This window comes from Acidovorax sp. SRB_24 (genome assembly GCF_012931925.1).
In genome coordinates, this window is record NZ_MWOM01000283.1 from 1 (window position 1) to 362 (window position 362).

Sequence of the window (362 nt, forward strand, 5' to 3'; positions counted from 1 at the left end):
AACGAGCCGCGCTACGTGACGCTGCCCAACATCATGAAGGCCAAGAAAAAGCAGCTCGACGTCGTCAAGCCCGAAGAGCTCGGCGTCGATGTGACTCCGCGCCTGAAGACCTTGAAAGTCACCGAGCCGCCCAAGCGCGGCGCCGGCGTCAAGGTGGCCGACGTGGCTGCCCTGGTGGAAAAACTCAAGAACGAAGCGAAGGTGATCTAAATGTCGGTACTCGTTATTGCTGAACACGACAACGCGTCCCTCAAGGGCGCCACGCTCCACACCGTCACCGCTGCTGCCGCCTGCGGCGGCGACGTGCACGTGCTCGTCGCCGGCCACAACGCGGCAGCGGCCGCGCAGGCCGCCGCCCAAAT

The 362-nt window shown here is 64.4% G+C and carries 2 pseudogenes; both read left to right on the top strand.

Features of this window, described 5'->3' with window-relative positions:
* A pseudogene (locus B2J89_RS21970) lies at positions 1–210 on the top strand (electron transfer flavoprotein subunit beta/FixA family protein); the annotation flags it as partial.
* Positions 211–362: pseudogene (locus B2J89_RS21975) on the top strand (electron transfer flavoprotein subunit alpha/FixB family protein); the annotation flags it as partial.